Here is a 19,866-nt window from a genome sequence, read left to right as displayed (position 1 = left end):
CTCGGTCATGGCCGGGTCCCAGCCGATCGGAGGTTGGAATCGGCCTTGCCGCACCCCTGCGCCACACCGGGTCCTTGCGGCACAATCAAGATCAAGACCGGCTGCAGAAAGCCCGCCGGCGGTGGCTCGTCGAAGCGCACGCTGCGCAAGGTCGCATCAATCCGGTCATCAGCGTCAGGCTTGCCGGTGGACCCGATACGTTGGGATCTCTGGACGGTGCCGTCTGGCGCGATCCAGAACACAGTGGCGAAGCGATAGCTGCCCGGACGCGCGCCGCCCGATCGGCAAAGAGCATCCGCAATGCTCGCCTGAATCTGTCCATAGTAACGCCGATGTTCTGGCGATCGTGTTTGCTGCGCCGCCTGCTGAGTGGCGAGTGGCTCCGGCAACAGCACGAAAGTCGTCTCGGCCACGAACTCGGCAGCCAAACCTGTGCCAGACAAGAGCTTTCGGAGCGCCTCGTCCGGTGCAAACACGCCCTGGACATCGCCGGAGAGGCGCCCGGCCGCAAGGCTCGTGTCGTAGAGGGCGTCGCGTCCGGTCGCATCGACATAGCGATTGAGCGCGGCGGCGAGTGGTTGCGAGGGGATATTGAATTCGATCGGCGCATTCGCTGGCCTGGTCTGAGCCGCGGCCACGTCGATACCCGCAGCCATGCCCGCGACGGCCAATGCGCATGCCCAAGCTGCCAGTCGCCTATTGGCCCCCGTAACGACAACACGCTTGGCGCGATCCGGTCTGAGTTCGGCTAGGGCCGATCGAAGCATCACCACTGTCCCCGCCCACGCAGATCAGGACAGCCGTTCCAGCTTCCCAGCGCTACGACCTGCCCGCCGACGGTCCAAATTGCGCGTCAGCGCACATCCCAAGCCAACGCGCGGCGGACGCTAGTGACGTAATATTACGGTTTGACGACAGCCATAGCCCCTAGGCTGTGTCGACGATCCAGCCCAGACACGCGGGTGCCCGCCTCAGTCGCTCACGCGAGACTCGCGAGTGGCAATTCGGTGGTCGACTTGATCTGCTCCATCGTGAACATCGATGAGACGTCGTGCAGGTCAATCTTTGCGATCAATCGCTGGTAGAGATCGTCATAGGCGCGAATGTCGGACACGACGGCTCGGATCAAATAGTCGACGTCGCCGCTCAAGCGATAGAAATCCACGACCTCCGGAAAGCTCGTGACGATTTTCCGGAATTTCTGCGCCCATTCCGCATTGTGCTGGTTGGTCTTGACGGCGATGAAGACGCTGACGCCAAGGTTCAGCTTTTCCGCGTCCAACAGCGCCACCCGGCGTTTGATGTAGCCGGAGCTCTCAAGCTTCTGGATCCGCCGCCAGCAGGGCGTCGAACTCAACCCGACCCGCTCGGCAATCTCCTGCATCGAGAGGCTGCTATTCACCTGCAGCGTCGCCAAGATCTTGCGGTCGAAGTCGTCGAGCATGCAAACCTCCGAATCCAGGAGGAAAAAGAATGTTTTGGTTGCGATGAACCTTGTTTGAAGAATATTATTGTCACGCACGCGCTGCGGCTAGCATGAACTTTCATCAGACGCTGTACAATCTCGCGGCAGCGTGTAGCGTCCCCGCCGCAAGCGCGGCCCCCCTCTTGGGAAATCTGCTGATGAAAAGCCCGCCAGGCGAGGCATCGGACGGCTAAAGCGGCCAATCCTTGCCTGTTCCGGCGGCACTGCGGCTTACAGCCGCTGGCCGCCGCTGGCGTCGATCTGTTGGCCAGTGACCCAGCCAGAATCGTCGGACGCCAGGAACGCGACGACTTTGGCGATATCGGCCGGCTGGCCGACGCGCCCAAGCGCAATCGAATTGGCAACTTCGCGGCTGGCGACGGGGTCGCGCGCATTCGCGTTCATGTCGGTCGCAGTGGCGCCCGGCATCACGGAGTTCACCGTGATTTGCCGCCCGCCGAGATGAACAGCGAGCAGGCGGCTCAACGCCTCCAGGCCCGCTTTTGTCGGCGCATAGCCCGCCATGGCGGGATAAGCGGCGCGCGTTCCCATCGACGAAATGTTGATGATGCGGCCACCATCGCGCAAGTGGGGCAGCAGAGCCTTGATGAGAAAGAACGGCGATTTGAGGTTGGTCTGCAACAGAAGCTCAAAATCTTCTTCCGTGATCTCCTCGATCGTCGCACGCTTGCCGACACCGGCATTGTTGACGAGGATATCGAACGCTGTCTTGCCGTATCGCTCGGTTAGTTCCGCAGTGAACCTTGCGGTGAGCGCCGCAGCACCGCTTCGCGCCGATAGGTCCGCCTGCAATGCAAACGCAGCCCCACCGGCAGCGATGATCTCGTCGACGGTAGCGCGCGCGGCACCCTCGGCAGAGTGATAATGAACCGCAACGATCGCACCGTCCCCGGCGAGCCTGAGTGCGATCGCCTGCCCGATGCCGCGGCTCGCGCCGGTGACCAATGCAATCTTGCCTGCCAGCGCGCTCACACCGACCAGCCTTTCGCCGCCTCGAGCTGGCGGGCGCGATCAATCAGCGATTTGCGGTCGATCTTGTTGGTGCCGGCCCAGGGCAATTCATTGACGAATTCGATGCGGCGCGGATGTTGATAGGCCGGTCCATTGGCAATCGTGAATTTCCGGATATCGTCCACGGTCGGCTTGGCGTCGGCGCGGGTGACGATGAAGGCGACCGGGACCTGGCTGCGCTCCTCGTCCGGCAGCGGCACCACCACAGCCTGCTGCACCTGCGGATGACGCTCCAGCAACTTCTCGACCTCGCCGGGATAGACGTTCTCGCCCGAGCAGACGAACATGTCGTCGGCACGGCCGACGAAATAGTAGAAGCCGTTCTCGTCGCGACGCATCACGTCGCCGCTGTAATACCAGCCGTCGGTGATCGCCTTCGCCGTCTGCTGCGGCAGGTTGTGATAGTGATCCATCAGCGCAGGATTGCGCATCAACAGCACACCCTCATTCTCGGTACCATTGATGAGCTTGACTGCCTCGGGATCGATGGGATAGCCGAGCGCGAGCGGCGGCGTTGGAATGCCCTTCGGATGCGGTCCAAACACTGCCGGCCCGGCTTCGGTGGTGCCGTAGCCGATGGAAAGCGTGACGTTCGGCAGGACCTGCTTGATCTTGTCCCACAGACCCATCGTCATCGGCGCCGAGCCAAGCATCAATCGCCTGATCGATGTGATGTCGTTCTGAGCCAGCAACTCGCGCTCCTTGATCACCCGCGCCCACATGGTGGGGACGGCCGTCGCCGCCGTTGCCTTGTATTTGGCGATCGCCTCGATATAGCTCCTGGTCTCGAACGATGGCAGCAGCACCACGGATGCATTGGTCGCAAAGATCGTCTTGGTCGCGAACAACCCATTCATGTGGAACAGCGGCTGCGCGATGATGTAGCGTTCATTTTCGTTGAGCGCTCCGCTGGTTCGGGTGGAAAGCGCCCAGAGCTGACCGAGATGCGACAACGGCACGCCTTTCGGCCGGCCGGTCGAGCCGGAGGTGTAGAGCATCTGGCCCACTTCGTCCGGTCCGGCCACGACACTGTCGAAGGACTCGAAGGGCTTAATGCTTGCGGCAAAACCGTTCGGGCCGGCGTCGTCGAAGTCAATCACCGGAATGCCCTCGCGAACCTGAGGGCGGTTCGCAGCGTCGACAAAGGCGAGCGCGATCTTGGCATCATCAATCACATAGTCGATGGTGTCGCGCGCGACCTTGATATTGACGGGCACCGCGATACAGCCCGCGCGCATGATGCCAAAATAGGCCGCGACATATTCGGCGCGATTGAATGACAGGATGGCGATATGAGTGCCGCGGGAAAATCCGCGGTTTGTCAGGTACTTTGCGACCCCGTTGGCGAGCTGATCGACGCGCCGGTGGGTATAGATTCTCGGGCCACCGGGCAAAGCGAGATCGATGATCGCTTCCTTGTCCAGATTGCCCCTGCGATCGATCAGGTCGCCCAAATTGTGCCAACGCATCGGCAGAACTCCGTCCTTCGTATCAGCTAACTGGCCGCATTCACTGCCCGCGGCAGTTCGGCGGGCTGCTCAAGCAAGTCGTAATGGCAGGCCACCATTCGGCCGCCGGACACCTTCCGCAGCAGCGGCCGCTCTTTGCCGCAGCGCTCGCGCGCCATCGGGCAGCGCTCATGGAAGCTGCAGCCTTGGGGTGGATTGAGCGGGCTTGGCAATTCGCCCTGCAAGACCTGCTTGGCGCGGCCGCGCGCCAATCGTGGATCGGCGATCGGCGCCGCAGCCAGCAGGGCAAGAGTGTAAGGATGCGCCGGCTGCCGCCAGATCTCTTCACCGCTGCCGCTTTCGACGATACGACCGAGATACATCACGATCAGGCGATCGGAGATATGCTCGACCACCGAGAGGTCGTGGGAGATAAAGAGAAAGGACACGCCGGTCTGCTGCTGCAGGTCCTGCAGCAGATTGATCACCTGCGCGCGGACGGAGACGTCCAGCGCCGATACTGGCTCGTCGCAGATGATGACTTTCGGCCGCAGCGCAAGCGCACGCGCGATGCCCACACGCTGCCGCTGGCCGCCGGAGAACTCGTGCGGATAGCGGCGCTCGGCGTCCGCCGGCAGGCCGACCTGCTTGATCAGCTCGGCAACACGATCGCGGATGTCACGGCGCGACCAGCCGGCGACGCTGAGCGGCTGGCCGATGATGGTGCCGACGTCGTGGCGCGGGTTGAGCGAGCCATACGGATCCTGAAAGATCATCTGCATGTTCTTGCGCACGGATTTGAGCTGCGCGTTCGGCATGCTCGTGATGTCCTGCCCGTCAAGCACGACGCGGCCGTCGGAGCTCGGCACCAGCCGCATGATTGCCTTGCCAAGCGTCGACTTGCCGCAACCGGATTCGCCGACCAAGCCGACGGTTTCTCCGTCTTCGAGCTCAAAGCTGACGTCGTCGACTGCGCGCACAGTGCCCTGCGCGGTCTGGTACTGAACGCAAAGGCTAAGTACGGACAACAGCGGCATGTCGCGACAGCTCCTCTTCGGCGGCGAAACACGCGGCGGTGCGCCCCGGCAATAGCGGCATCAGGCCGGGCCTCTCCGCACCGCAACGATCGAATGCGTCGGGACAGCGGTTCTGGAAGGCGCAGCCGGCCGGCAGATCCGACAGCGGCGGCACGCTGCCCCCGATCTCCGCAAGCCGCGTGCCGCCCCGGCGCGTCGCCGAAGGCGTGGCACCAAGCAAGCCGCGGGTGTAGCGATGCAGCGGCCGTTCGAATAGCGCCTCTACCGGCGCCTCCTCGACCTTCCGGCCGGCATACATCACCACAACACGGTCGGCGGTCTCGGCCACGACGCCGAGGTCGTGCGTGATGATGATCAGGCCCATGCCCGAACTCGCTTGCAGTTCCTTGAGCAAGGCAAGTATTTGCGCCTGGATCGTCACGTCGAGCGCTGTGGTCGGCTCATCGGCGATCAAAAGCTTCGGCCCGCAGGCGATCGCCATTGCGATCATGACGCGCTGGCTCATTCCGCCGGACATCTGATGCGGAAAATCGTTCAGCCGTCGCTCCGCATCGGGGATGCGCACCTGCCGCAGCAATTCGACGGCGCGGGCATGCGCCTCTGCGCGCGAGACGTCATTGTGCCACCGGATCGCCTCGATCAACTGGTCGCCGACGGTGGTGACCGGATTGAGCGAGGTCATCGGATCCTGAAAGATCATCGAGATGTCCTTGCCGCGAACCCGTCGCATCTCGCGATCGGACAAGGACGTCAGCTCGCGGCCCATGAAACGCACGCTGCCGCCGACGATCTTCGCCGGCGGATGTGGCAACAGCTGCATGACTGCGAGCGCCGTCAGCGATTTGCCGCAGCCGGATTCCCCGACAATCGCCACCGTCTCACTCGCAGCCACCGTCAGCGACAGCCCGTCCACCGCCGGCAGCACGCCGCGGCGCGTGAACAGCGACACCTGCAGCCGATCGATCTCGAGAATCGGACCGTTGCCAGCCGCCATGTCAACGATCCCTGAGTTTCGGATTAAGCGCATCGTTGAGACCATCGCCAACCAGGTTGAGCGCCAGCACCGTGATCATGATCGCAAGGCCCGGCACGGCGCAGATGTACCAGGAGGTGCGGATCAGGGTCCGGCCATCGCCGATCAGCCGCCCCCAGCTTGAGACGTTGGGATCGCCGAGCCCGAGGAACGACACTGCGGATTCGAACAGCACGGCGCCGGCTATCACGAGCGAAGACAGCACGATCACCGGCGGCAGCGCATTCGGCAGGATCTCGCCAAGCATGATGCGCAAGTTTCCCATGCCCATGGCGCGGCAGGCCTGCACGAACTCGCGATCGCGTAGCGCCATGAATTCCGCCCGCGTCAGTCGCGCAATTGGAGTCCATGTGACGATGCCGACAGCGACCGTGACATACTCAATCTTCTGGCCGAGGATCGAGACGATGGTCAGCACGAAAATCAAATTCGGAATGGTCTGAAACAGCTCGGTGAAACGCATCAGCATTTCGTCGATCCAGCCACCGAAATAAGCGGCGGTGGCGCCAATCGTGATGCCGATCAGAGTCGCCGTCAGGCTCGCGCATAGCCCGATCAACAACGTCGTGCGCGCGCCGTAGGCGATCATCGCCGCGATGTCCCGGCCAAGCGAGTCCGTGCCCAACGGGTAGCGCGAATTGACAAAGGGCCAGATCTCGGGACGGCCGACGATGCGCAAGGGATTGCGCGGAAACAACCAGGGCGCCGCCAGGGCGACGCCGACCACGACAATGACCAGCAGAAGACCGATCAGCGCGGCGCGGTTGCGCGCGAAACGGCGGGCGAAATCGATCGCGAGATTAAGCATCCGCCTACCTCGCCCGGATGCGCGGGTCGAGCCGCAGATAGAGCAAGTCAACGGTTGCGTTGGCGACGGCCACGAGCAGCGAGCCAAGCACGAGTACGCCAAGCACCATCGGAAAATTCCGGCTCATCACGCTGTCGAACAGCAGGCTGCCGATGCCAGGCCAACTGAACACAGCCTCGATCACGACCGAGCCGCCCAGAATGGTGCCGAGTTGCAGGCCGAGCAGCGTCACGATCGGAAGCAACGCGTTGCGCATGACATGCGCGAGCACAACGCGTGCCGGCGAGAGCCCCTTGGCGCGCGCGGTGCGGACGAAGTCGAGCCGGAACACCTCCAGCATCGAGGCCCGCATCACCCGCGCATAGGTTGCGGCATAGAACAACCCGAGCGCCGTCGCTGGGAGCACTAGGTGGTGCATGACATCGAGCGCATCGGCGAACGGGCCGTTGCCGGCTCCGATCGTCCGGATCCCTCCGACCGGAAACCAGCCGAGTTTGACCGCGAACAGCACCGTCATCATGATGCCGAGCCAGAAGCTGGGCGCGGCGAAGAAGAACACGGCAGCAAGCGAGATCAAATTGTCCCAGATCGTGTTGACTCTGACGGACGCCAGCACGCCCGCCGTGACCCCCACCAGCAGTGCAACGGAAGTCGCCGCCAGCATCAGGATCACGGTCGCCGGCAACTGGTCCATGATCACGTTGAGTACCGGCGCGTTCTGCCGGTAGGAGAAGCCGAGATCGAGCCGCATCACCGACCAGATATACTTGGCGAGCTGTACCCAGGTCGGTTGGTCGACGCCGTAGGTGTGACGGAGCTGATCCAGCATCGCCGGATCGGAGATCTGCTGCTCGGCAGTCATGACGTCGAACAGGCTGCCCGGCGCGAGATGGATCAGCACAAAGTTGAGCACGATCACCGCCAGGACTAGCGGGATTACCTGAGCCAATCGGCGAAGCACGATGCGGTTCAAGTCGATGCTCCCTTATCTAGCGATCGAGCCAGAGTTCGGCCCAGCTTTCCCCCATGAAGTCGGCGGTAGCGGAATGATTGCGGACGTCCGATCGGACGATCGTCACCGGCTCCAGATCGACCATCGGAAGCAGCGGAGCTTCTATCGTAGCCAGGCGATCGAAGTCCTTGGCCAGCGCGACGCGCTTCGGCTCATCGGTTTCGACCGTCATCTTGGCGACGATCTCATCGAGCTTCGGATTGGAATAGCCGGTCGCGTTGCGGAACGCGGCGCCCTTCACGATGCCGTCGGTGGTGTAATATTGCGTCGTGCTCGGGATCAGTTCGACGCTCCCGGAATTGTTGGAGATCGCGACGTCATAGTCGTAGTCGCTGTAGATTCGTTTGAGCGAGGTGGCGCGATCCGGCACCGCGAGATCCACGGTGATATCGAGGTCCTCGAACGCCTGCTTCACATATTGGCCGATCTTGATGTTCTCCTCGAACCAGCCGGCCGAAACCAGGCTGAGCTTGAAGCGCGAGCCGCCCTTCACCGGGAAACCTGCAGCATCCAGAATCTTCTCTGCTTTCTTGACGTCGAACGGATAGTCCTGGACGTCCTTGGTGAAGAAGATGGAATTCGAACTCGCCACCGCGCCGATCGAGGGACGGGCGCGGCCGAAGAACACCGTGTCGGCGATGAACTGCCGGTCGATGGCCTGCATCAGGGCCTGCCGCACCTCCCGCTTCTTGAATATCTCGCGGCGCTGGTTGAACTCGATCGTCGTCACCCAGGCCGAGTTCGAATAACCCTTGGTCTCGGCAATGAACTTGCCGCCGGAGGTGAGCCGCGCGATATCCGGCATCGGGATCGGATTGAAGGTGCCGATGTCGAGTTGCCCCGCCTCGAAAGCAGCAGCCCGTGACGCCGGATCGCGCCACCAGCGGATGACCAGGCGGTCGAGGTACGGCAGTCCCGGGTTCCAGTATTTCTCGTTGCGCAGATACTCGACATGGCTGCCACGCACCCATTCCTTGACTTTGAACGGGCCGGTACCGATAGGCGCGTTGTTGATCGGATTGGTGATGATGTTGCTGCCGGCATAGATGTGCTTCGGGATCACCAAACCGGATTTGCCTGCTAGAACGGACTTGAGGAAGAACTCCGGGACAGGCGCCTTGAACTTCAGCACCACGGTGAGCGGGTCGGCGGCCTCCGCGCCCTCGAGCGCGTCGAGCGAGACCCCTGCCGAGATCGGCTTCCAGTACTGCATCGCGTTGAAAACGACGTCGTCGGCAGTGAAGGCATTGCCATCATGCCAGGTGACGCCCTCGCGCAGCTTGATCGTATAGCTCTTGAAGTCGGCCGATGGCTTGATGTCGACGGCCAGCACCGGCTCGAACTTCAAATCGACCGTCAGGCGGATCAGGCGCTCCAGTACCTTGGTCGAGGTGAAGTATGGACTTGAGCCGCCGCCCGGCGGCACGAACAGGGATTGCGGCTCAAAGCCGCCCCAGGTACCGATCAGTGTGCCGCCACGCTTTGGCGTTTCGAGCCCAGCCAGCGCAGGTCCGGCCATGCCTGATGCGAGCGCCGCACCCGCCGTGGTTATCAGAAAGTCGCGTCTTGAAAACCTGCTCATCGTGTAGCCCCTCTATGATTGCGTCGAACGGGCTCTTATTGCAGCGCCCGTTTGCCCCGTTCCCGCTGTTACTTTGCATCCAGCGTCGAATAGGTGCCCCTTCCGATCGCGAGCAGTGAGCCTTTCTCGTCGAACACGTCGACGTCAGCGACGCCGACGCTCTTGCCGGCGCGGCGCACGCGTGACACCGCAACCAGCGCCGTATCGACCGCAGGCTTGAGATAGTCGACGCGGAAATTGACGGTCGGCAGGCCCCGTCCGACCATCATGCCAACGGCAAAATCGCCGACAGTGTCGATGACAGAAGCGATGACGCCGCCGTGCCACTGCTTCGAGCCGGGGCGACGCTCGAATTCCGGACGCATCGCCGAGCGCATGGTGACTTCCTGCTTGACCGGATCGGCGTCAATGACGGTCAGGCCGAGGAACAGATTGAACGGCGAGACATCCAGCATCTTCTGGATGTCGGCGGCCGTAAGGGTCGTGACTTCTGTCTTGCTCACGGCGTCACCACGACTTTGCCGAACACCGCCCGATCTTCGATCACGCGCACGGCTTCCTTGGCCTGTTCGAGCGGATAGGACTTGTCGATCAGGACCTGCAGCTTGCCCGCCTGCACCAGATCGAATAGCTTTTCGATGTCCTCGCGCTCCCAGCCGTTGGAGCCGAGAACCTGCAGTTCGAAAGTCCAGATGAAACGGATGTCCTCGGTCGGCGCATACCCGGCCGTGGCGCCGCAGGTCAGCAGACGCCCTCCCAGCTTCAGGCAGCGAAGCGACTTCACCCAGGTGTCGCCCCCGGTAAAATTGACGACGACGTCGACGCCGCCGCCTTCGACGAAACGGCGGCGATGCGGCTTGCCGTGGCGCTCGAAGACTGCCTTCATGAAATCGGTCTGGGTGTAGAGAATGATTTCGTCGGCGCCGAGCTCCTTGAGCCGCCGCCCCTTCTCCTCGCTGCCGGCACAGGCAATCACATAGGCGCCAGCCAGTTTGGCGAGTTGCACGCAGCAGACGCCGACGCCACCGCTTGCGCCAAGGATCAGCACTTTTTCACCCGGCTTGATCTTGCCGATCGTGTTCATCATGCGGATCGCAGTGCCGTAAGCCACCGGCAGCGCCGCCGCCTGCTCGAAGCCGACATTGTCGGGAATCTTGACCAATTGGTGCGCCTTGGCCCGGCAATATTCTGCGAGGCCCCCGTCCTGGGTCTCGCCCATCAGGCCACCCTCGACGCGATTGACCGGGTCAATCAGCACGCGATCGCCGACCTTCCATCCGCTAACGCCCGCGCCGATCTCCGCGATCTCGCCGACCACATCGAGGCCGATGATGACCGGCAGCGGCACCTTGATGCCGGGCATGCCGCGGCGGGTGAACACATCGTGGTAGTTGATCGAGGAGGCCTTGACCCGTACGACGACATCACCCTCCGCCGCCCTCGGCGTTGGATAATCAGGCACGAATTGAAGCTTGTCGTTGTCGCCATGTTCGCGAAGGATTACGGCACGCATCTTGTCATTCAGCTCCGTGTTAGGCCGCCGCGGCAAGCGACCAGGTCGCCAGTCCGTCGATCGCCTGTTGGGTTATTGAGATTGCTTGTTCGGTGGTCTGCTCGCGCCAATTGGCCGATACCGGCACGAAGCAGTCGTGAAGATCGGCTCTCAAAAGCCGCACCCGTTCGCTGTCGCGTTCGGCCTTGAACTTGAGCCATAGATCGAGTTGCAGCGCGCGCCGGACATGGACGCCGCGGGTGCCGAACTCGACGACCGCGCCGACCATCGGCCGGCGGCCGAGGAATGTCGTCAGGCCGTGGAACACCAGCCCTTGATAGTTCGGCCGCGCCATGTTGTGTGGCCGCTGGCCGATGATCCGCTCCTTGCCCCACCAGCGCACGGCCTCGGCGTGCAGCGGCCCGTTTTCGTCGTTGAAGCAAAGGAAGAAGGACTGAGCCCAGTCCCCGATCCCGGTATGCCAATCGATGAAACCGACACGTTCAGCCTTGCCGAGATGATCGACGACGATCTTCTCCAGCGTAACGTTCGACCACTCGCGAGCGACGCCGCCGAAATTATTGCCATTGGGAAAGTCATACTGCCCGCTCGCCAGCACATTGAACAATGCATCATCGCCGTGCGCGGCACGAAAACGATCGAGCGCTGCGGCATAGGCTTGAAGGGCGGGCGGCGTCCAATCGTCCGGGACCAGATCCGGGTACAGCGTTGCGTAGCCGGGATTGGCAGGATGCGGCGCCTCGTGATCGACAAAATTGCGGTTGAGATCGACGTTATTCTCGGTCGTGCGAGTGCCCCACGCGAAACCATACGGATTGATCGCATGCACCAGCAACACGGAGACACGAGGCGGCAGCGCGCGCGCTTGAGCGCTTTTCATCCAGGCGATCTGTGCCGCAGAGCCGCTGAGACCTTCAAGGCCGTGCGTACCGCTGATCACGATCAACTGCGACGGGGCGGCCGCATCGCCGAGCCGCGCGACGTCGACCACGAGATCCTGGCCGTCAGGCGTCTTTAGGGTCGGATGACGATAGTCGGAAAGCGCGCCACCCAGTTCGGCCGCAGTCGCGCGGAACTTGGCGCGGGCGCCCGCATAGTCCAAGGCGAAGCTCTCGGTGAAATCGATCATCATGGCGCCGTGAACCCGAGCGCCACATTGGCTGCGTCGGCATGGCTGACGATGATCCCGTCGACATAGGGCCGGTAACCGATCCCCGACCTCTCGAACACCGTCCGCGGAGCCTCGAGCGAAGGCACCTTGAACACCAGGGCGACCATACGATCCGAACCGTTCTCGTCGACCAGCGCTGCACCGGCATAGCGTTCGGCAACTGCCGACGGCTCCAGTAGACGGATGATGGCGGTGCCGGCACGGAACGATACGCCGCCAGGTACCTCAGTGAGCAAAGGTGCGCCGAACACCCGCTCGTACAGGGCAGCGGTGCGCAACGGCGCTTTCGACGCGATGACGAATTCGACGATGTCGGTGACACCGTTCGGGTGCGCACGCCATTCCGATCGGTAGACCAGTTCCGGAGTATCGTGGTGGCAGAAGAAGGTGCGGCCGTTTTGCACCTCTTCGCCGCTGACGCGAACCACCCTGAAGCGCGCGTCCTGCGCACCACCCGGAAGCGACACCGGGCGCGAAAAGCCCATCGGCTCCTCCGCTGGAATGCCGCGCTGTTTCAAGGCGGCAAAGACAAGGTCGGGGTCGACCGATTTGAACACCAGCCCGGTCAACCCGGGCGGATGTGCCCACAGGTCGGCGCGCCTGATCTCGTTCCCCGGCAGATATCCGAGCAGTTCCAGGTAGTTCTCGCCGAAGATCGCGAGGTTATTGCTCGAGCCGAGCGAATGATGACCACGTTCCGTCAGTTTGAAGCCGAGCCGGTCATATTGCGCGGCCGCCTCGTCGAGCTTCCCCATCACGTTAATGACGGCGTGATCGAGAACGGGCTTCACCGCATCGATAGTCAGAGCCATTTCACTCACTTCCTTACAGACCTACTCGCGGCTCGCTGATTTTCAGGCAAGATCGGTGCCACTTCAGGATTTCATTCCCTGCGCTGCACGCGGATGAGACGCTTGTTTCGTCATGGAGAAATCCACGGCAGCGTCGGCGTGCAGCATCGTCGAGTCGAACACTGGAAGATCAATGTGTTGCGGTCCGACCAACAGACAGATTTCGGTACAACCGAGGATCACGCTGTCGGCACCGTTTAACTTTCCGCGCGCGATAACATCGAGGTAGCGGCGGCGCGACCGCTCGCTGACGACGCCTTGGCATAGCTCATCGAAGATGATGTCATGGACAGCGATGCGATCTGTTTCGTCGGGAATGATCGGATCGAGCGCAAACTGCTCGCGCAGCCGCTGCACATAAAAGTCCTGTTCCATGGTGTAGCGTGTCGCCAGCAGCAACGGGCGCTTGCATCCGCCGGCCTTGATCGCGCTGGCGGTAACGTCGGCGATATGCAACAGCGGGATCGATACCGCCCGCTGCACCTCGTCCGCGAGCTTGTGCATGGTGTTGGTGCAGATCAGGAGGCAGCCGGCGCCGCCCTCCTCCAGCTCGCGGGCGATATTTGCAAGAATCCTGCAGGCTTCGTCCCAGCGTCCCTGCTTCTGCAGGTTGACGATGGCATCGAAATCGACCGACCTCATCAGGATTTCGGCGGAGTGAAGCCCGCCCAACCGGGTTCGGACCTGTTCATTGAGCCGTCGATAATAGACGGCGGTACTCTCCCAACTCATTCCGCCGATCAAGCCAATCGTTCGCATTTCCTGTTGCTCGCTCCACGCGACATTTCTGCCTTGTGGAAAGACTAGCAACGCCGTTGCGCAATTCGGTTGCGTATCGAGGACTTATAGGAGCTTCGAGCTGAAAATAGACTTCATAGTTCGAGCGAATTCTGGAATAGGATTTCACAATCTTGGGGCGTCCCGAATCAGACATGCTGCGGGACTCATTATTCGTTGTCCTCAGCGCGACAACCTGTCTTCCGTACGGATTGATCGACGGTTCTTCCGTCTGCTCGTCGAGGCTTAGTCGTTGGCGACGGACCCGTGGTCGTTCAGGGCGAGCTCGGCGCTAGCCCTTTGAATAATTGTCAAGAATGTCGTTAGCCGGGCGATCACCCTGCACCGAGAGCGTCTCAGCCATCGGTCGCGCGATCTGTCGGGCATCATCCTTGCCGGTCTCGATGAGCCCCACGATGGCGCCGCGCTTGTCGGCGTCACTGTAGTGCCGCTTGATGTTGAATTTGGGTTCGAGCCGCGTCACTGCCATCGAGAACCCAACGATGTGCGGCATCAAGGCGGCGCGGCGCTGCGGGCTGTAGTCCGCGATCGACCACTGGGTGGGAAAGCGGCTTTCATTGACACGCACCAGGTCATCGACAACCTGATCGAGCCCAGCGCGGTCGAGCAGGCGCACGTCACCATGGGCATGGACCACCGCATACGACCAGCTCGGCGCCGCCGGACATTCCTTCGTGTACCACTGAGCCGACACGTACGCATTCGGGCCGTTGAAGACGAACACCGCCTTCGGCTGGCGCTCCAGCGATGCGGGCTGTCGCAGTCGGCGTTCAGCACCCGCATTTCGTCGCTCGAACACGCGTTAGGAGCCAAGCTGTTCGACCGGACCACGCGGAGGGTCGAAATGACTCCCGATGGTGAGGTCTTCGAGCCTTTCGCTCATCAGTTGCACGCGGATTTGTCCGACGTTATTCAGATTTTCCGCGACCGGGCGGCGCGCCGCCGGGGCCGGGTGTCGATCGCGGCACTGCCATCGGTCTCTGCCGGTTGGATGCCGAAAATACTATCACGGTTTGCAACCCGGCATCCAAACGTTCAGTTGTCGCTGACCGATGCAATAGCGGAGACGTGCGTATCATTGGTACGCAACGGCGACGTTGACTTTGCCCTGTCGACACTTGACGGTGCAGAGGACTTGGACGGGCAGGTCGTGGCAACCGATCACTTCTACCTCGTGTGCCGCACAGACCATGAGTTGCTGGCGAAAAAGAAGATCGCTGCCGCTGACATCGCGTCCTATCCGTTTATTCACCTGACGCACAACAGTAGTGTTCGCCGCGCTCTCGAGGCCGCCTTTGAGCGCGCGAAACTAAAAGCCCATCTCGAAGCGAATTACATGGCGACGCTTGCCGGCATGGTGGAAGCAGGTCTGGGCATCACAATAGTTCCGTCGCTTAGCGTCCACCAGTTCGAGCGTCCGACACTTGGTGTCAGAGTTCTGCAAGCACCACGGATCTCTCGTCCGATCTATCTGATCCGCCGGCGCAGTCGCACATTATCGGCAGCCGCTGAAGCACTCTTCAATGAGATCCGCCGGACAGACTTCGAAGAGCCTTCGATCACGCGCAAGCGCACCTAGGGCGAACGCAGTCTTAAACAATTGGCCCGGGCGCCACGTCGAGTTGCCTAGTCCAGCACATCCGTCTCCCTGCCACACGCTCCACATCGCAATTCGGCGTTCGGAACAAATGTACCTCATAAGTCACAAAAGTGTCGTCGGCTTCCGTTAGGAGTCGCCTCCTCTCAGGCGCAAACGATGGAACGACATGCAAAGTGGTGAACCGACGCCGATCCGGCTTGCTCAGGACGTAAACGGAAAACTCCGCGCGTGGCCCGAGCGGCCAAAGATGGCCAAACATCGGTTGAAAGCCGGTCGCACCAGCGACCCAGCACGGCTGCTGCGCGAATGTCGCGCCTCTTTCGTGCCGCTCAACGACGTGGATGCATGAACGTGCGCCGCGCCATCCTCGTCATCCTCGACGGCTTGCGCCGGGACCTCATCAGTCCCGAGACTACGCCGCACGTAGCCGCCTTCGCCGCGCACGCCGAGCAATTCTCAGACTACAGCACGGTCTTTCCTTCATGCACGCGCGTGGTCTCCGCCAGCCTCGCCACCGGCTGCCTGCCGGCGCACCACGGGCTCCAGGGCAACACCATGGTCCTCGTTGAAGACGGCCGCCTTGTGCGTCACGATGCGGGGCGGCCGGATTTTCTCCAGCACAAAAGACGTGTCACCGGACGGTCCCTTGGCGTTCCTACTCTGGCCGAGCGGCTGCGTGAGCACGGTGGTGCGGTGATCTTCAGCAACGTGTCGCCTGGTGCGGCCTATGCTCACGATCCCGACGGCCATGGACGCATCTATCATCGCGCTGGCTCGTTCGGGCGAGGCCGCATTCCTCTGCCCGAAGCTGAGCAGCTTCGCGTGAGCCTGGACGTGGCTGGCGATCGAGCCATGACCGAGCGTTTCATTGCGGAAACTGTGCTGGCCGCGGGTCCTCCGGCCCTCACTCTGATGTGGCTGGGCGAACCCGACTCGTCCCAGCACGCACTGCCGCTGGGCTCGCCCGAACACCTGGCTGTCCTGACGGAAGCCGATCGGAACGCGAAGCGCGTCATGGACGCTGTGGCGCAATTGCCCGACCGTGAGGATGTGCTCTTTCTCCTTGGATCCGATCACGGTCATCAAACCGTGAGCGGCGTCATCCACATCGAGGCCGAGCTGGTCGCCGCCGGCCTCAAGGAAAGTCTCGATTCCGACGAGGTGGTGGTCGCCTCCAACGGCACTTCGGCACTGATCTATCTTCACCCGGACGCCGCTAGGCGCGAGGCGGCGATCGCAAGCTTCCTGGCCGGCCAAGATTGGGCCGGCACCGTACTGACCAGGGCCGAGTTGCACCGTATTGGCCAGTCCACCGACAACGGACTCGCCTGTGCCGTCTCCATGCGCGACACCGAGGCTCCCAACGCTTTCGGCATCGTCGGGACAAGCTTTGCCGCCAAGCGTTCCGAAGGCAAGGAAGATGTCATCGGCGCAGGTCAGCACGGTGGGCTTGGGGCTGCCGAGCAGTCCCCTTTCCTGATGATCTCAGGTCCGGGCTTCTTGGCCGGAGCGGTGCGCTCCAAAGCAGCCTCGGTTATCGACATCGCACCGACCATTCTTGCTCATCTCGGTCTGCCCGGCTCCGGCACAGACGGCAACGCGCTACAGCGAGGCGGCTGTGGCTGAGATCGAGCTGCGCGGCATCGAGAAGCGCTATGGCGAGGTGCCGGTCCTGAAGGGCGTCTCCCTGAAGATTCAGGACGGAGAATTCCTGACCCTGGTGGGACCGTCCGGCTGCGGCAAGTCCACCTTGCTGCGGATCATCGCCGGGCTCGAAGATCAAGACGCCGGCGAGGTGAGCGTGGGCGGCCGGACCGTGGATGGTGCCCGTCCAAAGGACCGCGACGTCGCCATGGTGTTTCAGTCCTACGCCCTCTATCCCCATCTCACCGTATTCGACAATATCGCGCTGCCATTGCGCACGCGGAGACTCTCCTTCGCACAGCGCCTGCCGCTGATCGGAGGGCTGCTGCCGGGTCGCACCGGCATCGAAAAAACCATTCGCGTGGAGGTGGAGCAGGCCGCCGCCATGCTCGACGTGGCCCATTTGCTCCACCGCAAGCCCGGCCAGCTTTCCGGCGGGCAACGCCAGCGCGTCGCCCTTGGGCGCGCAATGGTGCGGCATCCCACCGTCTTTTTGATGGACGAGCCGCTATCCAATCTCGACGCCAAGCTCAGAGTGCAGATGCGCGCGGAAATCACCGCGCTGCACCGCCGCCTCGGCGTCACCTTCGTTTATGTCACGCACGACCAGTCGGAGGCCATGACGATGGCGGACCGCGTGGCCGTGGTGATCGGCGGCGAGTTGCTCCAGGTGGGCCCTCCAGACGAGCTCTATCGCGACCCCCGGGATCTGAAGGTGGCAGAGATGATCGGCAGCCCCAAGATCAACGTGGTCGCTCGCGGCCATTGGGCGGACGATCGACCGATTCTGTCGGCAGCCCTTGCACCGCAGACCAAGCACCTCGCATTTCGTCCTGAAGCAGCCGTCCTGACCACGCCAACCGCTGGCCTGCCCGGTGGCACCGTGACGGATCTTGAAAATCTCGGCTCGGATATCTTCGTGCATGTGGCGCTCCGCGACGGCTCGGAAACCGTCGTGATCCGCACCGCACCCGACGAACCGCGCCTTTCGCTCGGCCGCGCGGTTGGGCTCAAGGTCGATGCCGCGCGACTGCTGCAGTTCGATGAGGCTGGCAGACGCTGCGGCGATATCGAGCAGGTGGCAGCATGAGCGTGATGGCCTTGGCCCACCGCCGTGCTCGCCCCGCTGCCCGTCGTCGGCAGCATCAGGCTGCAGAGGCCACCGTCGGCTGGCTCGCCGTCTCGCCGGCCTTGATCCTGCTCATCTGCCTGCTCTTTGGCCCGGCCGCGGCGGTGATCCTGTTCTCTTTCACCGACTGGCAATTGGGCGCCAGCACCTTCCGTTTCGTCGGTACCGAGAATTTTGCAGCGTTGTGGGCGGACCCGCCCTTTTGGAAGGCCCTGATAAACACCTGCATCTATGTGGCTATCGTGGTGCCGGGGACGGTGGGGCTTGGCCTTGCCACAGCTTTGCTCATCGAAGCGAGCCCTAGCCTGCGCGGCTTCTATCGCGCGGTGCACTTTCTGCCAGTCATGTCCACCATGTCGGCCATGGCCGTGGTGTGGGGCACAATGCTTCATCCCAGCATCGGCCTGGTCAACCGGACGCTCGCCGTATTCGGCATGACCGGCATCAATTGGCTGCGGGACGAGCATACCGCGCTCCTCGCCGTCGCCCTTATTGGCATTTGGCAAGGTTTTGGCTTCGCCATGGTGCTCTTTGTCTCCGGCCTGAAGGCGGTGCCCCAGCAGCTCTACGATGCCGCTGCAGTCGATGGCGCGGACGGCCTCTTTGACCGGCTGCGCATCGTGACTCTCCCCATGTTGGGGCCGGTCACCATGTTCGTCATCGTCCTCACCGCAAGCCGCGCCTTTGAGGTGTTCGATAGCGTGCGCGTGCTCACCCAGGGCGGTCCGAATTACGCCTCCGAGGTTTTGCTGAATCGGCTCTATTCTGAAAGCTTCGACTATCTGCGCACCGGATACGGCGCGGCCCTGACGGTGGTCTACCTTGCTATCGTGATCGCCCTCACGATTGCCCAGGCGCGGTTCATCGAACGCCGGGTGCACTATTCATGAGTGCACACCGCCCCCGACGCCGGCTCGCAGGTCGCATCGCGCGCCACGTCTTGCTCGTCGCTTCCGCAGCATTCGCGTTGCTGCCTTTCGTATGGATGGTCAGCTTATCCCTGAAGCCACCGGACGAAATCTTTCAACCCGACTTCCATCTTTGGCCCCAATCCTTCCACGGCGTCGAGAACTATCGCGTTGCGCTGACCGCGGCGCCGATGCTCCGTTTCCTGCTCAATGGTGCCTTCGTCTGCGCGGTCATCTTCGCGCTGCAGCTCGTGATCTGCGTGCCATGCGCCTACGCCCTCGCCAAACTGCGCTTCCGCGGGCGCGACACCTTGTTTTCCGCGGTGCTGGTGGGGCTTCTCGTACCCCCGCAGGCGCTGGCCATTCCCCATTTTGTCCTGCTCTACGTCTTCGGGCTGCTCGACACCTACGCGGCTCTCATTCTTCCCTGGATCATCTCGGCCTTCGGCATCTTCCTGCTGCGCCAGTTCTTCCGATCCATCCCCGACGAGATCATCCACGCCGCCCGGCTCGATGGGCTCGGTGAGTTCGAGATCATCTGGCGCATCATGATGCCCATGAGTGCGCCCGCGCTCGCCGCCTTCGGCATCTTCTCGGTAGTGGCCCACTGGAATGACTTGTTCTGGCCACTCATCGCCGTGCGGAGCGAAGAAATCTCGACACCGGCGCTAGGCATTCTCCTGTTCCGCGATGACGAGGCCGGCCAATTCCTCGGCGCACTGATGGCCGGCGCCACGATCATCGTCGCCCCGCTGCTGCTCGCTTTCCTCTTCGCCCAGCGCCGCTTCATCGACGGGCTGGCGACCACCGCCATGAAGTAACCAAAGGACACCAT

The 19,866-nt window shown here is 62.5% G+C and carries 21 protein-coding genes and 1 pseudogene; 7 read left to right on the top strand and 15 right to left on the bottom strand.

The annotated features are described in order from the left end of the window. Window positions 1–5: 5 nt before the first annotated feature. The 15 genes from YY7_RS50600 to YY7_RS56355 form a co-directional block, all read right to left on the bottom strand. Window positions 6–656, bottom strand: a complete 651-nt coding sequence (locus YY7_RS50600) for an STN domain-containing protein (protein ID WP_051396486.1) — start codon at window positions 654–656, stop codon at window positions 6–8. 323 nt (window positions 657–979) lie between these two features. Further along, window positions 980–1,444 (bottom strand): Lrp/AsnC family transcriptional regulator, encoded by a 465-nt coding sequence (locus tag YY7_RS0103425; RefSeq protein WP_028161997.1) that lies wholly within the window; start codon window positions 1,442–1,444, stop codon window positions 980–982. A gap of 252 nt (window positions 1,445–1,696) precedes the next feature. Beyond that, window positions 1,697–2,458 (bottom strand): SDR family NAD(P)-dependent oxidoreductase, encoded by a 762-nt coding sequence (locus YY7_RS0103420; RefSeq protein WP_155255016.1) that lies wholly within the window; start codon window positions 2,456–2,458, stop codon window positions 1,697–1,699. Continuing rightward, window positions 2,455–3,966, bottom strand: coding sequence for a class I adenylate-forming enzyme family protein (locus YY7_RS0103415; RefSeq protein ID WP_028161995.1), 1,512 nt, complete (start codon window positions 3,964–3,966; stop codon window positions 2,455–2,457). Before YY7_RS0103415 ends, YY7_RS0103420 begins: the two co-directional genes overlap by 4 nt. A gap of 26 nt (window positions 3,967–3,992) precedes the next feature. Further along, window positions 3,993–4,982 carry an ABC transporter ATP-binding protein gene (locus YY7_RS0103410; RefSeq protein WP_028161994.1) on the bottom strand — a complete coding sequence of 330 codons (990 nt, stop codon included), beginning with the start codon at window positions 4,980–4,982 and terminating at the stop codon, window positions 3,993–3,995. Then, window positions 4,960–5,976: an ABC transporter ATP-binding protein gene (locus YY7_RS0103405; RefSeq protein ID WP_028161993.1), complete on the bottom strand. Its 1,017-nt coding sequence runs from the start codon at window positions 5,974–5,976 to the stop codon at window positions 4,960–4,962. The genes YY7_RS0103410 and YY7_RS0103405 overlap by 23 nt, the downstream gene beginning before the upstream one ends. 1 nt (window position 5,977) lies before the next feature. Further along, on the bottom strand, window positions 5,978–6,823 hold the full coding sequence (locus YY7_RS0103400) for an ABC transporter permease (RefSeq protein ID WP_080663558.1): 846 nt from the start codon (window positions 6,821–6,823) through the stop codon (window positions 5,978–5,980). 4 nt (window positions 6,824–6,827) lie between these two features. Beyond that, on the bottom strand, window positions 6,828–7,796 hold the full coding sequence (locus tag YY7_RS0103395; RefSeq protein ID WP_028161991.1) for an ABC transporter permease: 969 nt from the start codon (window positions 7,794–7,796) through the stop codon (window positions 6,828–6,830). A 16-nt stretch (window positions 7,797–7,812) separates the two neighbouring features. Then, window positions 7,813–9,417, bottom strand: a complete 1,605-nt coding sequence (locus YY7_RS0103390) for an ABC transporter substrate-binding protein (RefSeq protein WP_028161990.1) — start codon at window positions 9,415–9,417, stop codon at window positions 7,813–7,815. A gap of 68 nt (window positions 9,418–9,485) precedes the next feature. After that, window positions 9,486–9,920, bottom strand: coding sequence for a PaaI family thioesterase (locus YY7_RS0103385; RefSeq protein ID WP_028161989.1), 435 nt, complete (start codon window positions 9,918–9,920; stop codon window positions 9,486–9,488). Continuing rightward, on the bottom strand, window positions 9,917–10,930 hold the full coding sequence (locus tag YY7_RS0103380; protein ID WP_028161988.1) for a quinone oxidoreductase family protein: 1,014 nt from the start codon (window positions 10,928–10,930) through the stop codon (window positions 9,917–9,919). The genes YY7_RS0103385 and YY7_RS0103380 overlap by 4 nt, the downstream gene beginning before the upstream one ends. Before the next feature lie 19 nt (window positions 10,931–10,949). Continuing rightward, entirely contained in the window at window positions 10,950–12,062 is a 1,113-nt protein-coding gene (locus tag YY7_RS0103375) for a M14 family metallopeptidase (protein WP_028161987.1), read from the bottom strand. After that, window positions 12,059–12,913: a VOC family protein gene (locus YY7_RS0103370; RefSeq protein WP_035689015.1), complete on the bottom strand. Its 855-nt coding sequence runs from the start codon at window positions 12,911–12,913 to the stop codon at window positions 12,059–12,061. Before YY7_RS0103370 ends, YY7_RS0103375 begins: the two co-directional genes overlap by 4 nt. 63 nt (window positions 12,914–12,976) lie before the next feature. After that, window positions 12,977–13,711, bottom strand: coding sequence for an aspartate/glutamate racemase family protein (locus YY7_RS0103365; protein WP_028161985.1), 735 nt, complete (start codon window positions 13,709–13,711; stop codon window positions 12,977–12,979). A 310-nt stretch (window positions 13,712–14,021) separates the two neighbouring features. Then, entirely contained in the window at window positions 14,022–14,495 is a 474-nt protein-coding gene (locus YY7_RS56355) for an FMN-binding negative transcriptional regulator (RefSeq protein ID WP_433994486.1), read from the bottom strand. Between YY7_RS56355 and YY7_RS64975 the strand changes: the two are divergent. The 7 genes and pseudogenes from YY7_RS64975 to YY7_RS0103335 all read left to right on the top strand — a co-directional run. Then, a pseudogene (locus YY7_RS64975) lies at window positions 14,451–14,552 on the top strand (hypothetical protein); the annotation flags it as partial. The gene YY7_RS56355 and the pseudogene YY7_RS64975 overlap by 45 nt on opposite strands. Before the next feature lie 42 nt (window positions 14,553–14,594). Next, window positions 14,595–15,329 carry a LysR substrate-binding domain-containing protein gene (locus YY7_RS50590; protein WP_051396484.1) on the top strand — a complete coding sequence of 245 codons (735 nt, stop codon included), beginning with the start codon at window positions 14,595–14,597 and terminating at the stop codon, window positions 15,327–15,329. 187 nt (window positions 15,330–15,516) lie between these two features. After that, window positions 15,517–15,699: a hypothetical protein gene (locus YY7_RS60035; protein WP_130222768.1), complete on the top strand. Its 183-nt coding sequence runs from the start codon at window positions 15,517–15,519 to the stop codon at window positions 15,697–15,699. Further along, entirely contained in the window at window positions 15,696–16,976 is a 1,281-nt protein-coding gene (locus tag YY7_RS0103350) for an alkaline phosphatase family protein (RefSeq protein ID WP_028161983.1), read from the top strand. The genes YY7_RS60035 and YY7_RS0103350 overlap by 4 nt, the downstream gene beginning before the upstream one ends. Then, window positions 16,969–18,084, top strand: coding sequence for an ABC transporter ATP-binding protein (locus YY7_RS0103345; protein WP_028161982.1), 1,116 nt, complete (start codon window positions 16,969–16,971; stop codon window positions 18,082–18,084). The genes YY7_RS0103350 and YY7_RS0103345 overlap by 8 nt, the downstream gene beginning before the upstream one ends. After that, window positions 18,081–19,013 (top strand): carbohydrate ABC transporter permease, encoded by a 933-nt coding sequence (locus YY7_RS0103340; protein ID WP_028161981.1) that lies wholly within the window; start codon window positions 18,081–18,083, stop codon window positions 19,011–19,013. Before YY7_RS0103345 ends, YY7_RS0103340 begins: the two co-directional genes overlap by 4 nt. After that, window positions 19,010–19,852, top strand: coding sequence for a carbohydrate ABC transporter permease (locus YY7_RS0103335; RefSeq protein ID WP_028161980.1), 843 nt, complete (start codon window positions 19,010–19,012; stop codon window positions 19,850–19,852). Before YY7_RS0103340 ends, YY7_RS0103335 begins: the two co-directional genes overlap by 4 nt. Window positions 19,853–19,866: the final 14 nt, after the last annotated feature.

The organism is Bradyrhizobium elkanii WSM2783 (genome assembly GCF_000472865.1).
Classification (GTDB): Bacteria; Pseudomonadota; Alphaproteobacteria; order Rhizobiales; family Xanthobacteraceae; genus Bradyrhizobium; species Bradyrhizobium elkanii_A.
Note: the sequence above shows the minus strand (reverse complement) of the source record. Positions and strands in the feature narration are given on the sequence as shown.

Coding starts and splice junctions, on each gene's coding strand:
- YY7_RS0103335 (WP_028161980.1), top strand. CDS start 19,010: ATGAGTGCACACCGCCCCCGACGCCGGCTCGCAGGTCGCATCGCGCGC.
- YY7_RS0103425 (WP_028161997.1), bottom strand. CDS start 1,444: ATGCTCGACGACTTCGACCGCAAGATCTTGGCGACGCTGCAGGTGAAT.
- YY7_RS0103400 (WP_080663558.1), bottom strand. CDS start 6,823: ATGCTTAATCTCGCGATCGATTTCGCCCGCCGTTTCGCGCGCAACCGC.
- YY7_RS0103350 (WP_028161983.1), top strand. CDS start 15,696: ATGAACGTGCGCCGCGCCATCCTCGTCATCCTCGACGGCTTGCGCCGG.
- YY7_RS0103390 (WP_028161990.1), bottom strand. CDS start 9,417: ATGAGCAGGTTTTCAAGACGCGACTTTCTGATAACCACGGCGGGTGCG.
- YY7_RS0103365 (WP_028161985.1), bottom strand. CDS start 13,711: ATGCGAACGATTGGCTTGATCGGCGGAATGAGTTGGGAGAGTACCGCC.
- YY7_RS0103370 (WP_035689015.1), bottom strand. CDS start 12,913: ATGGCTCTGACTATCGATGCGGTGAAGCCCGTTCTCGATCACGCCGTC.
- YY7_RS50590 (WP_051396484.1), top strand. CDS start 14,595: ATGACTCCCGATGGTGAGGTCTTCGAGCCTTTCGCTCATCAGTTGCAC.
- YY7_RS0103410 (WP_028161994.1), bottom strand. CDS start 4,982: ATGCCGCTGTTGTCCGTACTTAGCCTTTGCGTTCAGTACCAGACCGCG.
- YY7_RS0103380 (WP_028161988.1), bottom strand. CDS start 10,930: ATGCGTGCCGTAATCCTTCGCGAACATGGCGACAACGACAAGCTTCAA.
- YY7_RS50600 (WP_051396486.1), bottom strand. CDS start 656: ATGGCTGCGGGTATCGACGTGGCCGCGGCTCAGACCAGGCCAGCGAAT.
- YY7_RS0103415 (WP_028161995.1), bottom strand. CDS start 3,966: ATGCGTTGGCACAATTTGGGCGACCTGATCGATCGCAGGGGCAATCTG.
- YY7_RS0103405 (WP_028161993.1), bottom strand. CDS start 5,976: ATGGCGGCTGGCAACGGTCCGATTCTCGAGATCGATCGGCTGCAGGTG.
- YY7_RS0103340 (WP_028161981.1), top strand. CDS start 18,081: ATGAGCGTGATGGCCTTGGCCCACCGCCGTGCTCGCCCCGCTGCCCGT.
- YY7_RS0103375 (WP_028161987.1), bottom strand. CDS start 12,062: ATGATGATCGATTTCACCGAGAGCTTCGCCTTGGACTATGCGGGCGCC.
- YY7_RS60035 (WP_130222768.1), top strand. CDS start 15,517: ATGCAAAGTGGTGAACCGACGCCGATCCGGCTTGCTCAGGACGTAAAC.